The organism is Labrys monachus, assembly GCF_030814655.1.
Taxonomy (GTDB): Bacteria; Pseudomonadota; Alphaproteobacteria; order Rhizobiales; family Labraceae; genus Labrys; species Labrys monacha.
Genome location: NZ_JAUSVK010000001.1, coordinates 212,088 through 225,912 on the forward strand (window position 1 = coordinate 212,088; position 13,825 = coordinate 225,912).

8 protein-coding genes and 2 pseudogenes are annotated in these 13,825 nt (G+C 61.9%); 2 read left to right on the plus strand and 8 right to left on the minus strand.

All coding sequences use genetic code 11. From position 1 onward, the window contains the following. Positions 1–8: 8 nt before the first annotated feature. The 7 genes and pseudogenes from J3R73_RS00965 to J3R73_RS00990 all read right to left on the minus strand — a co-directional run bounded on the left by J3R73_RS00965 (position 9) and on the right by J3R73_RS00990 (position 9,963). Positions 9–1,205 (minus strand): HD-GYP domain-containing protein, encoded by a 1,197-nt coding sequence (locus tag J3R73_RS00965; RefSeq protein ID WP_307421589.1) that lies wholly within the window; start codon positions 1,203–1,205, stop codon positions 9–11. A 42-nt stretch (positions 1,206–1,247) separates the two neighbouring features. Then, a complete protein-coding gene (locus J3R73_RS00970; RefSeq protein WP_307421590.1) occupies positions 1,248–3,167 on the minus strand; it encodes a methyl-accepting chemotaxis protein in 1,920 nt (639 codons plus the stop codon). 687 nt (positions 3,168–3,854) lie between these two features. Continuing rightward, positions 3,855–4,280, minus strand: coding sequence for a bacteriohemerythrin (locus J3R73_RS31500; RefSeq protein WP_370880060.1), 426 nt, complete (start codon positions 4,278–4,280; stop codon positions 3,855–3,857). Between the two features lie 39 nt (positions 4,281–4,319). After that, a pseudogene (locus tag J3R73_RS00975) lies at positions 4,320–5,786 on the minus strand (methyl-accepting chemotaxis protein); the annotation flags it as partial. A 165-nt stretch (positions 5,787–5,951) separates the two neighbouring features. After that, the gene (locus tag J3R73_RS00980; RefSeq protein WP_307421592.1) at positions 5,952–8,021 is read right to left on the minus strand and encodes a methyl-accepting chemotaxis protein; all 2,070 of its coding nucleotides are present in this window, start codon (positions 8,019–8,021) and stop codon (positions 5,952–5,954) included. 433 nt (positions 8,022–8,454) lie between these two features. Then, positions 8,455–8,748, minus strand: coding sequence for a hypothetical protein (locus tag J3R73_RS00985; protein WP_307421593.1), 294 nt, complete (start codon positions 8,746–8,748; stop codon positions 8,455–8,457). Between the two features lie 378 nt (positions 8,749–9,126). Beyond that, entirely contained in the window at positions 9,127–9,963 is an 837-nt protein-coding gene (locus tag J3R73_RS00990) for an IS5 family transposase (protein ID WP_307421578.1), read from the minus strand. Positions 9,964–10,152: 189 nt separating this feature from the next. Between J3R73_RS00990 and tnpC the strand changes: the two genes are divergently transcribed. Further along, the gene (tnpC, locus tag J3R73_RS00995) at positions 10,153–11,514 is read left to right on the plus strand and encodes an IS66 family transposase (RefSeq protein WP_307421594.1); all 1,362 of its coding nucleotides are present in this window, start codon (positions 10,153–10,155) and stop codon (positions 11,512–11,514) included. A gap of 273 nt (positions 11,515–11,787) precedes the next feature. Further along, the gene (locus J3R73_RS01000; protein WP_307421585.1) at positions 11,788–13,206 is read left to right on the plus strand and encodes an IS4 family transposase; all 1,419 of its coding nucleotides are present in this window, start codon (positions 11,788–11,790) and stop codon (positions 13,204–13,206) included. Between the two features lie 106 nt (positions 13,207–13,312). On the opposite strand, the pseudogene J3R73_RS01005 reads toward J3R73_RS01000, so the two are convergent. Beyond that, positions 13,313–13,588, minus strand: a pseudogene (locus J3R73_RS01005) (IS66 family transposase); the annotation flags it as partial. Between the last annotated feature and the right edge of the window lie 237 nt (positions 13,589–13,825).

Genomic DNA, 13,825 nt, shown 5'->3' on the forward strand with positions numbered 1-13,825 from the left:
TCATCGTCTCACCTCCTTTGGTTTCTGAAAGACGGATCAACTCGCCGAACGCCGACCGAACCGACGTCGAGATCGGCGAGGGGGCGCATCAGATCACGATCGACCTTCCCTTCGGCTGCCATAGCTTCGATGATCGCCAGCGCCCCGGTCTTCGGCAGCGGCGGTCGATAGCTGCGTTGTTCGATCAAGGCGCCATAGATGTCGGCGATCACCAACATTCGTGTCAGAGGCGGGATCTCTGCGCCGGAAAGGCCGTTGGGATAGCCTTTGCCGTCGAGATGTTCGTGATGTTGAAGCACCAGATCGAGCACGCCCGGGTCGAGGGGCGGCTCGACCGAACGCAAAGCTGCCCAGCCGTCGTGCGGGTGCCGGCGCATCACCGCGAACTCAGCGGACGTCAGCCGTCCCGGCTTGTCGAGAATCGCCTCGGGCACCAGGAACTTGCCAATGTCGTGTAGCAGGCCGCCGAGCGCCAGCCTCTCGATGTCGGACCTTGGAAGCCCGAGCGAGCGAGCGAGGCCGATGGCGATCGCCATAACCAAGAGGGAGTGCTGGTAGGTGCCGACGTGATGGTAGCGAACGATGTCGAGCCAGGCCCCGAGCCTTTGAATATGAAGCGCCGCGATAACGTCGGAAACGATGCCCTCCCAATCGTCGCGGACGATCGAACGACCCGCGATCATTGTCAGGGCGAGCCGATCGAGGGCTGTGACCACACCCTTGATCACAGTGATGATCGAGGCAACCTCCGAAGGCAATGGCCAATCCGTCTGCAGAGATCGTCGCGGTGGTTGCCACTCGACCGACGTCGATATCAGTGTTGCGGCCTCCGGTTCTGGAGCCGGGTCGTTGCGGCAGCCAGCACCGCCGATCAACCCTAGAACGCGAGCGGCCTCGATCGGGCGGAGGACGACCGAGGTTGCACCCAGCGCCGCCGCTTGGACAGCGGCCTGCCGATCCCAGCGGTCAACAGCAACCAAACGAAAAATGGGCCCCGAGAACACAAAGAACGGGGAGATGAGCGCGACTGCCTCGCCGTCGATCCGACGCAGATCAACCAACCATGGCAGGTCGATGTAGTGCGTCAGGCGAACCCAGTCGTGCCGATGGACCTCGACGACCCGACAACTGGCCGAGAGGTCAGAGATATAGGCCGGCTCTCGGCCCAGTGCGTGATCATGGAAGAGACAGAGCGACCGTTCCATGGACAGCAATCCTCCGGATGCGGAATGAACGCGAGCCGCCGCTTACCTGCCGCGGATGGTCGAAAGGAAACCGTCGACGGCTTCCGCGAGTTCCCCCGCCTGACGGGCGAGTTGTCTCGATGCGGCGGAAACATGCGCCGTCGCGCTGCGCGACGCCTCGACTGAACGACCGACGCCGCCGATGTTGGTATCGACGGTGCCGGTGCCGTTCGCCGCCAGTTGGATGTTGCGGGCTATCTCGCGGGTCGCCGAGCCCTGCTCTTCGACGGCCGAAGCGATCAGAGTGGTGATCTGGTGCACTTCGCCAATCGTTTGCCCGATGGTGCGGATCGCCGCCGTGGTCGTCTCGGTGGATCCCTGGATCGCTCTAATCCTCTCGCTGATCTGGGCCGTCGCCTTCGCGGTTTGGTCGGCGAGCTGCTTGACTTCCGCCGCGACCACCGCAAAGCCTCGGCCAGCTTCGCCGGCGCGCGCCGCCTCGATCGTCGCATTGAGGGCCAAGAGGTTGGTCTGCATCGCGATATCTTCAATCAGTTGCAGAATGCCACCGATGGTCACCGCCGCCTCTGTGAGGCCAGCGACACGGACATCGGCCGCTGTAGCCTCAGCGAGCGCCCGGTTCGCCACCTCGGCGGAACGATGAGTCTGCCGGCCGATCTCAGCGACCGAACTGGCCAGTTCCTCGGTCGCAGCCGCTACCGTCTCGACATTGGCGGAAGCCACCTGCGAGGCTTGCATCACAGCCCGTGTTCGATCGGTCGCCTCGGCCGAGGTCTGGCTCAGGGCGACGGCGGCCTGCTCCAGACATTCTGCTTCGACCGCCACTGCCTCAACGATGCCGCCGACGGTTTGCTCGAACTCATCGGCGAATCTGATTATTTCCGCATGGCTCTGCGACGCGATCTCGTCATCGACCGCGTCCTGATCTCGCCGAAGCCGTTCTACACCTACGAGTGCGTCACGGAAGACGCCGACCGAGTGTGAGATTCGGCCGAGTTCGTTGGCGTGGTCGCCGAATGGGATCTCCGAAACGAGGTCGCCGTCGACCAGTCCCTGCATTCGCCGTACCAGCCGATCGATTCCGCGGTCGATCGATACCGCCACCGCCGCCACCAGAGCGAAGATCAGCAGACAGACGGCACCGGCGACCGCCAGCTTTTGGTAGAGATTGCCGAGTAACCCGTCGATGCGCACCGAGAGGAGGCGCGTCAACTCCATCGAGCCGTCGCGCCAAGAGCGGTCCGCCGCCGTCTGGAAGGCTTGGTGCGCCGCCGCCCTCGCCAATTCCTCGCGGCCGTCGTCGAGTGCTCTGATGAGTGAACCGTCGGTGCTGGCGCTGATCGCCGAGGTAAGCGAGCCGGCATGGATCCTCTGGGCTGACGAGAACCGCTGTGCCGCAAGTGCCGCAGAGACGGTATCTGCGACCGCCGGTTCGGCCGGCAGTGCCGTGACGACGTCGAACAGATTGCGCCCGGCGGCGACGAGCTCCGGCAGCTTCACCGTGGTCGAGTCCATCATGTAGTAACTGTCGAGATCGGGATCGAGCGTTAGGTTCGACCCGTCGTCGATCTTGGCGAAGAGCGCGATCGCCCTGTCGGCGACGTCATGCGCCGATGCACCACCGTGCCCGGCCGCCGCCAACGCCGTTCGCAACGCCTTGCCCGGTTCGACGGTCGCCATCGCCGCGTCGAAGCGAACTGCCGACACATCGAGCCCCGCCACCAAGCCGTCGGCGGTGGTGCCCAGACGCTCCGGGTCCGCCACCGCCGCCTGCAGGGCCGGCCAGACGGCCTGCAGATAGATGACACCATCACGCTCCTTCTCGGCGAAGGTGACGTCCTTGTTCGATTGGGCGACGAACAGCTGGGCGAACAGGGCAATTGGCAGCAGGAACGTCGCCGACACAGCGAACAACTTCTGGAGCAGCGTGGCTCGCTTCGGAAGTTTCATCAGCAGGTTCACGACCAACTCCATTGCATTCGACCGGTGGCAGGCGCAGCGGAGCCGCCGAGTCGGGGAAATATCGACGAGAACCGCGTCGTTGCGCGGCCGAGAGACGCCCTACACCTTACGTAGACGATGCCGCTCCCGGACACTCGGCGGGCTCAACCCGCAGACCCGGTTTGCGCGGCTGGGTTGCGACGGGACGAGTGGGAGAGCGGTGGCGACGATGTCGTCGTACCGTGAGGACATCTCAAGACGGATCGTCCCCTCAGCGATCTTCGCCGGCCGTCGTTCAAATTTGAGGGCGGCCAGGAAGAGATCGATCGTCTTCCGTCGGAGGTCGGGCGATGATCGAGCGCTAAGGCCTTGTCGAGCCAGCGGACGAACAGCTCCGGCCTGACCACCAGGTTTCGATCGCGTACAAGAAGCAACTGCCATGTGGGCACCTCGGCCAGGGGAAATTCGACGAGCGGCATCGGCTGTTCCTCGTGATGAAGATGATCGGTTCTTTCTGTTGTTTGCCGCTCGCGCGGTAGCGAAGTCTTTGCCGAGGACGACGGACTGATCGGGCCGTCCAGCGGCAAAGGGCGTCTTGACCGATGCCCGATATGGTTTCCGTCACCTGACGCGTCGCGTTCGCACATTTCCCTTTCGCCTGCCAAAAACCAAATCCAGTCGAAGCGCAAAGCACGGGCCAGGAAGACGTCACCTGATGCCCATTGCGTTGAGATGGGATCCGTAGCGCTGGTCGCTGCCCTGGATGTGATTGACCAGCCATTTCTTGAGGAAGGTCAGAACCTCCAGTGACAGAACACTGTAGACGCCGGACTTGTATTTGGCCTGCACATCGAGCACTTGGCGCGTCAGTTCGTCATGCTCCTGTTTGTGACCGGCCGTGGCGGGATAGCCGGTCTTGGCGAAGAGCTCTTCCTCGTGCTTGAAATGCGATGCCGTGTAGGCGATCAGCCCATCGAGCACCTGGCCGACAGCGGCGTTGCCGGCGCCGGACTGCATGCCGTCCCAGAGTTGATTGACCATTTCGATGAGCCTCTGATGCTCGGTGTCGAGTGCAGTGACGCCGACACTCAGGCCGTCGCTCCAGGTCATCAGGGATGATCCTGCTTTCTCCATTCCGACGCTCGACGCGCCTTTCGGCGCAACGATGCTGAGGGAAGCATCCTTGATCTTGCGGGCCGAACCGCCGATGAGCTGCGTCCAGCCGGCGATTTCCCTGACGCCGGAGGCGATCGCTTCGACGCCCTGGGCGGCAGTGTTCATGTTTGCCGACATGTCCTGCGTCACCGCCGCCTGCTGCTCGACGGCGGTGGCGATATCGGACGAGATCTCGTTGATCCGGGTAATGGTCGACGAGATCGAGGCGATTGCCTCCACCACCTCACGGGTGTTGCCCTGGACCCGACCGATCTCGGCGGCGATCTCGTCGGTGGCTCTGGCCGTCTGGGCGGCGAGTTGCTTGACCTCGGAGGCGACGACGGCGAAACCCTTGCCCGCCTCGCCGGCGCGCGCCGCTTCGATCGTAGCGTTCAACGCCAGAAGATTGGTCTGGGCGGCGATCGAATTGATGAGATCGACCACCTTGCCGATGGTCTGGGTTCCCACGAGCAGGGTGTTGGCCGTGGTGTTGGTGCGCCCGGCCTCGGCGACCGCGCCTTTGGCGATCTTGAGCGCCTGGGCCACCTGGCGGCTGATCTCGCCGACGGACTGGGCGAGCTCCTCCGAACCAGCGGCGACCGCTTGGACGTTGGACGAGGTCTGCGCCGAGGCCGCCGCCGCCGCTTCGGCCTGCTGCGTCGTCGTGGCGATCGCCTCGGCGATGGCGCCGAGATCGCCGTCGATACCCTTCTGGACCTCCGCCCGCCGCGCCCGTTCCTCGACCTGCTCGGTCATGTCGGTGGCGAACTTGACCACCTTGAAGGGACGCCCAGTGAGATCGAAGATCGGATTGTAGGAGGCCTGGATCCAGACCACCCGTCCGCCCTTGCCGATCCGCTTGTATTCGGCCGCCTGGAAGCGGCCTGCGCGCAGCGCTTCCCAGAAGGCGCGGTATTCGGCGCTGTCGCGATGGGCCGGCTCGACGAACACCGAATGATGGCGGCCCTTGATCTCGTCGAGCCGGTAGCCGAGTGCGTCGAGGAAGTTCTGGTTGGCGTCGATGACGGTGCCGTCGAGTTCGAAGGAGATCACCGCTTGCGCCTTGTCGATGGCGGCGATCCGGCCCTGGAATTCGGCGTTCCTGAGCTTCTCGGCGGTCGTGTCGGCGGCGAATTTGACCACCTTGAACGGCCGTCCCGAGCGGTCGAGCAGCGGATTGTAGGAGGCCTGGATCCAGACGTCCTTGCCACCCTTGCCGATGCGGTGGAATTCACCGGCCTGGAATCTGCTGCGGCGCAGATTGTCCCAGAAGACGCGATAGTCGGCGCCGTCGCGCTCCTTCGGGTCGACGAACATCGAGTGGTGGCGGCCGACGATCTCGCCGAGGTCGTAACCGAGCACGGCGAGGAAGTTCTCGTTGGCGGTGATCACCTTGCCGGCCATGTCGAACTCGATTACGGCCTGCGATCGGTCGAGCGCCTCGAGCTTGGCATTGCGCTCTCTGGTCGTGCTGAAGAGATGCATTGCCCCCAACCTCCTTGTCGTTAGCTTCTGTCATCCATGGCTCTTGCCTCGATCCGGTTGTCGACGCGGGCGTCGCGAGGGAGGAGAGGGACCCTGCGGTGGTCGCTTCCGCTGCAGGGCCGAGGCATTCTTCGGCTCGTCGTCTTGAGCCGCCGCCGCTCGCTGTTACCCGGCCCGCAGCCCGCGCACGAATTCCGCGACTTCGCGCTGGAGTTCGCCGGACTGGGTCTGGAGGTTGCCGGAGAGGCTCATGAGGTGAGTGGAGGCAGCCCCCGTCATCTCCGCCGCTTGACCGACGCCGGTGATGTTGCCGGTCACGTCCTGGTTCCCACGAGCCGCCCTCTGGGTATTGGCGGCGATCTCGTTGGTGGCAGCCCCCTGCTCTTCGACCGCGCCTGCGATCGAGGAGGTCACCTCGCGGATCGTCTTGATCGTGGCAACGATGCGCCCGATCGAGCCGACGGTTTCGTCCGTCGCCGCCTGGATCTCCCCGATCTTGGCGGCGATCTCATCGGTCGCCTTGGCCGTTTGGGCCGCGAGTTGCTTGACTTCGGAGGCGACGACCGCGAAGCCGCGGCCGGCTTCGCCGGCCCGCGCCGCCTCGATCGTGGCGTTGAGCGCGAGCAGATTGGTCTGGCTCGCGATGTCCTTGATCAGACCGACGACGTCGCCGATCGTCGCCGAGGCTTCATTGAGAGCGCGGACGTTGCCCTCCGAGCGCGTGGCCTCTTCAGCAGCTTCCCCGGCGATGGTCGCCGACTTGGCCACCTGGCGGTTGATTTCGCGAATGGAGGCGGAGAGTTCTTCGGCACCGGCCGCAACCGTCTGGACGTTGTTGGTGGCTTCCTCCGCCCCACTGGCAACGGCCTGCGCCTGGCGCGAGGTCTCCTCGGCCGTCGCCGACATGTTGCGGGCAGCTTCAGCCACCTCGTTCGACGATTTGGCGAAGTGATCGGCCAGCACCCCCATCTTGGCCTGGAACTGATCGGCGATGGCATTGCGCTCCGTCAGAATGCGGGCGGCATTCTCCCGCTCGATATTCGCCTGGCGTTCGCGCATCGCCTCGTTTTCCTGGAGGCGGTCACGGAACACCAGGACGGTCTTGGCCATAGCGCCGATCTCGTCGCCGCGATCGGCCCCCTCCACCTCGGTCGCCAGCCGCCCTTCGGCGAGGTCGTGCATCACGTCGGACAGTTTGCGAATTGGAACGGTGATGCCGGACGTCACGACGAAGGCGAGAAAGAGCGTGACGAGCGCAAGGCCACCGGCCACCGTCGCAGAGAGTACCAGTCCGGCCTGGGCGTCGCTGCGCACCCGAGCCGCAGTCGTCAAGAGATTGTCATGGAAGACCCCTTCCACCTTGCCGAACAGTGCCATGCGGTCGGCATTGACGCGCAACCAACCGGCGGGGTCGAGCTTTGCGACATCCGCATTGGGTCCTGTCTCTCGAATCACCGCCAGATATCGGGCGGTCTCGTCGATCGGTGTGCCGACGTAGGTCGCGTGCAAAACGTCGAGTTCGCTCCGATTGGCATTGAGCTCAAGGATCGACATGAATGCTTCCTGCTTGGCGACGAAAGCCATGACCTTGGCATAGAGCGCGGTGTCGAAACGCCCGGCGCTCAATCCGACCGCCGCATTGGCGCGGGCGGCACTCGAGGCCTCCTCGGCCTGCAGCGTGTAGCCATAGACGGTCATCAGCCGCGCCACCTCGGGATGCGTGATGGCCTTCTTGGCATAGAGGCTGACGTCGAGAAGGCGGACGATGGAGGCGGTGTAGTAGTTGTTCATGTCGTCAGCCGAGATCGTCCGCCGGCTGACGCCGTTGCGGACGGCATCGGCGCCAGCGGATTTGCGCAACCCGTCCTGCAACACCGCATCCAACTCGCTCGACACCGCCTTCAGATCGAAGGTCTTCAGCACGGCCTCCACCTTCGCCCGCGCCTCGTCGGAGGTCCTGCGTTGCTGATCGAGGTCACTCTGGCCGTCTCCACCCTTGGACGAGACGAACGCCGCCGAGGCACCGGCCTCCTTTTGCAGAGCGTGTACATAGTCGGTGACGTCGGAGGTTAGCGAGGTCAGATCCGCCACCTTGCTCATCTCGGTTGCGAGGTCCCACCTGGTATCGACCACTTGCCACGACATCCCCAGGAGACCCAGGGTGGGAATGGCCGCCAGCGCGGTCATCCTGACCTTGACCGATAGCCCAGACCCAAGATTGGTTATCCAAGACATGCTCATTCTCCCAGCGCTCAAAGGCCTCTGAATTGTGAATCCACATATGTGTCTTCGGCCGACTGCATCTGGGTCGCACCTGAAACACACACGCCAGACTGAACTGTACACACAGAATGATGATAAACGACATCTCGAATTAAAGTTTATTTTTGTTAATTATAAGTAAACTATTAATATTCGCCACTTTTTCGCTTATCGTATATTCTGTTCGTAAAATGTACTATTTCAATCGACGACGCTTGTTATTATAACTACAGCTACCTCATGTCATTGACAGAGAGCAACAAGAGCATCTCGATCACACAGAGCGCATTCGTCCGTGTCACACTCTCGCTCGCCGTTCACCCGGACCGGAGTGAATTTGCGCCGTGATCGAGCCCGAGTGGCATCTTCACAGACGGCTCGAAGCTGCCCGGACTTCCGGCGACTGCTATTTTCCGCAGGAAATCGGATCTTGCTGCATGTGCGCAATGTCGCAGCAGATTTCCCATACATTGGTACGGGCAGCGATCCCGGTCTCCGTTGTGATCGGTGATGTCATCATGTCCCTGATCTCACTGAGTAATCGCTCTGCGATCGGTATCAGTGCATCGTTTTCGCCACTCTTGATCAATAGATCGAGCTCTACGAGGAACGCTTTCACATGAGACTTCAGGTCACGATCCATTTCGGTCATGAGCCGCACGGCTTTTGCATGTGTGAGGGGATAGATTGAAACGATCATTGTTGATCACTCCGATTCCATCGAGATGATGACCCAGGTCTTCTCTTCGCGTGAGCCGACAAGCCGGAACAGGGCGTCAACGAGAACGTCGAGCGCCATGACCGAGTGTTTCGTCTTCGGCGATCTGCAATAAACAATGCTAGAATCTAGCCAAAAATAGGCTAATGATCGGTTAATCGGCGTAAATATCAAATAGAAGTCGAATTAATTTCGTATTTTGTAAATAATACTCGCAAATAGAATAGGTATTCTTATTTATTATTTGTTTCTGTTATGTATGTAGTTGCACTACAGTTAAGATTCGACAAAAGCGATTCGATCAGGGTCTCCTGTCGATCATCACGTCAATGGTAATTGCTAAGAGCCTGATTCAAAAGTTCATCCGTAAACACAATACCTTGCGATGCGTCTGGTGAGCATGCGGATGCTAGCGATCTGCGCCCACGCGGTTGCGCTTTCGATGGATTTCTCCCAATCCTTTGCCAGCCTGCGGCATCGGCCGAGCCAAGCAAAGGTTCGTTCGACAACCCAGCGCCGCGGCAGGACCTCGAAGCCTTTGACGGCGTCCGATCGCTTGATGATTTCGACGGTCCAGTTGCCATGGCCCTTGAGCGCCTGCCGCAGCTTGTCGCCCGCGTAGCCACCATCGGCAAAGACATGCCGCAGCCACGGGAAGCGGTGGCGAATGGCCTTCAGCACCATCGGTGCGCCGTCCCTGTCCTGAATGTCGGCGGCGTGAACGATGACAAAGAGCAGCAGTCCCAGCGTATCGGTGACGATGTGGCGCTTGCGCCCCTTGATCTTCTTGCCCGCGTCATAGCCGGAGATTCCGCCGCTTTCCGTGGTTTTCACGCTCTGGCTGTCAATTACGCCCGCCGTCGGGCTGGCTTCCCGCCCCTCCAGATCGCGGGCGCTCATGACGAGGAGATGATTGATCGTCTCGAACAGACCCATGTTGCGCCAAGCGTAAAAGTAGCCCTGAACCGTCGACAGCGGCGGAAAGTCCTTCGGCAACATCCGCCATTGGCAGCCGCCCGTTGCCAGATAGAGAGTCGCATTCATGACCTCGCGCAGATCGGTGGTTCGCCGACGACCTCCGGATTTGGCAGGTGGCAGCAACGGAGCGATGAGCGCCCATTCTCCGTCCGTCAAATCGCTTGGATACCGTCCTCCGGCTCGGCTATGCTCATGGCGAGCGATATCGGTCCAGGCCATTTGATCCTCCATTTGTCTCGACAACAAACGAGAATCACAACCGACTGATATCGCTCAACATCTTTTTAGGCGGGCTCTAAGCCCCGTTGGCTTGGCGGTCGGCGACCGTGTGAGCGGGGCGAATTCCGGATCGACCGTTTCAAGCATTTTTCGGTTGCGGGAGGTCGGCGAATATGAGTCAATCTATGGGTGACCCACTCCTCTGATTTGGCCGACAAGGATGCTCTGATCGCCGCGCTGATCGCGCGCAACGAGGTGCTTGTGGCCGAGGTGACGCGGCTTGCGGCGCGGGTGGCGGAACTCGAGGCCAAGCTCGGTCTTCCACCGAAGACGCCGGACAATTCGAGCACACCGCCGTCAAAGGGGCGCAAGCCCTCCAGGGCCGGCGCATCGAAGGCCAAGGCCAAGCCACATGCCGGCAGCCATCGGGCGCTGCACCCCAACCCGACCAACAAGTGCGATGTCTTCGCCTCGTCTTGCCGTTGCTGCGGGGCGGACGTCTCCGGGGCGTCGCAGTTCGTCTGCGAGGCCTACGACCGCATCGAGATCCCCGAGGTCGCGCCCGATGTCACCCGTGTCTCGCTGTTCGGTGGTGTCTGCCCGTGCTGCACCACGCGTTTCAAGGCGGAGCCCCCGGCCGGTCTGGAGCCGGGCTCGCCATTCGGGCCCAACCTTCGAGCGTTCGTCATCTATCTGCGTTCGGTTCAGGGCATCCCACTGGCGCGGCTGAGAGATGCGATGAGCGACCTGTTCGGGCTCGACATCAGCGAGGGCGCGCTGGTCAACATCCTCGCCGCCAGCACCGAGCCGTTCTCGGCGGCGGTGGCGATGATCAAGGACCGACTGCTCGCCGGCACCGCGATCGCCTCCGACGAGACCGGCCTCAGGGTCGGCAACGCAAACTGGTGGCTGTGGGTGTTCCATCATGGCGACAGCGCCGTCTTCATCGCCGACAGGCATCGTTCCAAAGCCGTGGTCGAGGGCTTCCTCGGCGAGGTCCGGCCCGACTACTGGATCTCCGACCGCTATGGCGGCCAGATGGGATGGGCCAAACGCGATCATCAGGTCTGCCTCGCCCATCTGATCCGCGACGTCCAATATGCCATCGATGCCGGCGACACCGTCCTCGCTCCCGCCGTGAAGGGGCTGCTCAAACGGGCCTGCGCCATAGGCCGACGACGACCCGACCTCACCGATGGGACGCTCAAAACCTACGAGGCCGATCTCGACCGCCGTCTCGACCGCATCATGGCGCTCCAGCCGACCCATCCGGCCGGCGAGAAACTGCACAGGATCATCAAGAAGACCCGCCGGTCCTTGTTCGTCTTCATCCAGAACCGCCAGATCTCGGCCACCAACAACGGTTCGGAACGAGCCCTCCGGCCCTGCGCGGTCTACCGCAAGATCACCAACGGCTTCCGAAGCGAGTGGGGCGCCGCCCTCTACGCCGACATCCGCTCCGTCGTCGAAACCGCTCGTCGACGCGCCGTCCGAGCCATCGACGCCATCCGCCTCACCCTCTGTGGCGAGCCAATCCAGATCCCGTCCTGATCGCTCGGTCCGCAGGGACCTGAGCAATTACGTCGGTGAGGCGTGTGGCTTTGTCGGTGACGAACAGCGGCGCGACCGGATGCCCTGCTGACAGGGCTGGCTCGGCCTCGACCTGTGCAAGCGCGCCAATGACGGCATGGCGTACGCCTACGAGGAAGCTTTCAATTACCCACAAGTTCCTACCGGTGAGGATACCTTTGTGATTTGAGCACTTGCGTAGCAGGAATCGCCCGTGATTCCTTGTCTGGCACCGAATCGCACAGGAGCGGTGCCATGGACGCAGAAGTGAACGCGTGGTTTGATGAGGAGCTTGCCGGCTCTACCTTCGCAGACGAGCGGCTTGGCAAGCGTTTACGTCAGCTTGTGGAGAGGTTGGACGGTGCCATGGGAGCAAGCATTCCACTGGCGTGTCAGGACTGGGCCAACACCAAGGCGGCTTATCGGTTCTTTGCCAATGATCGGGTCAGCGAGGGCGAAATTCTCGCTGGTCACTTTCAGGCGACGCGCAGTCGTTTTGCTTCGACGACCGGTCCTATTCTGGTCCTGCAGGATACGAGTGAATTCATCTATCAAAGGAAGCGGCCCGAGCGGATCGGGTTCACTGGTCGGACCAACAAGGGCAAGGCTGACCGTTCCTGGACGCAGTCCGTTTGCGGGCTTTTGATGCATTCGAGCATGGCCGTCACGCTGGACGGTTTGCCCCTTGGCCTGGCTGCCATCAAGTTCTGGACGCGGTCGAAGTTCAAGGGAACTGCTGCGTTGAAGAAAAAGGTCAACCTGACGCGGTTACCTATTGAAGAAAAAGAGAGCTTCCGCTGGCTACAGAATATGCGGGAGTCGATTGCGCTGTTCGGTGATGCCGCGCGCTGCATCCATGTCGGTGATCGCGAAAGCGACATCTATGAGCTTTTCTGCATGGCCCATGAACTCGGCACCCATTTCCTGGTGAGGACTTGCGTTGACCGGCTGGCGGGCGACGGCGAGCATACGATCGCCGCCGAGATGAATGAGGCCGAAATCAGCGGAATGCACGAGGTCGAGGTCCGCGATGCAAATGGCAAGCCTGAGACGATTGCTGTCGAGATCAGATTCCGCCGCATCCATGTTCTGCCGCCGATCGGTAAGCGGAAGCGCTATCCAGCACTTGATTTGACGGTGATCCACGCCCAGGAGCGGACGGAACCAAAGCATCGGCCAAGGATCGACTGGAAGCTGATCACCGATCTGCCTGTTCTTTCCCACGAAGACGCCATCGAGAAGCTCGACTGGTACGCTATGCGCTGGAAGATAGAGACCTTTCACAAAATCCTGAAATCCGGTTGCAAGGCTGAAGAGGCCCGCCTACAAACCGCCGAGCGCCTTGTAAAGCTCATTGCCGTCTTCTGCATCCTTGCCTGGCGGATCTTCTGGATGACCATGCTCAACCGAGCTACGCCGAATGCCGACCCCACGGTCGCGATCACGCAGATCGAAATGAAGCTGCTCGACCATCTGCTGCCCGATAAAGGCGAGCCGCTCGCATCCCGCGCGGGCACGTTGTCCGGCTATTTGATCAAAATTGCAAAGCTCGGCGGCTACCTGGCTCGCGCCCATGATCCGCCACCCGGCAACACCGTCATGTGGCGGGGCTTGTCGCGCCTCTCCGATATCAGGATAGGCATGACCATCAGCGCTGAACTTGTGGGTAATTGAAAGACGAGGAAGGCCGCGTGATTGGTGCGCGCGCGGAGGGCAGAGCGGGCTCTATGATGGCGTTGCGTGAAGCTCAGGCGGCCTGCAGATCGGTGGGCTTGTCGGCTTCGCGCTCGCGCAGCAACCAGGTCTGCATGTCGTCGAGAAGCGGCTTGCTCTTCTCTTGGCGCACGGCACGTCGCTCGTCGGCGCTGTGGCCGTTGATGGCGCGCTCGACCTCGAACAACGCATCAAGGCGCCTGACCGCCTCCAGTGCGATCGGGGAGACCGGCTTGCCCTTCTTGCCATCCCGGGCCGTCTTCTCGATGTCGGCGAGCTCGAAGAAGCCGCGCCGCGCATGGGCGAAGCAGAACGCCGGTGTGATCGGCAGCGCCTTCTTCTGCGGGTCACCATACGGATCCGCTGCTGGTCAACTTCAACTCAGCGGTCAGGGTTCGAAGAAAATGCCGCACCGTGCTCTTTCGACTGAACTTGCGCCGGCAATAGAACGGTACTCGCATTGCGGCTACGGTGAACCCGGCTGCCCAAACGCCTCGGACCCACGCTGGTCCGGGGCTGGGGGCGGTGCAAGCGGACGCGTTCTGCGTCGCGCCCACTGAGGATCTCCGATGCCCCGCCA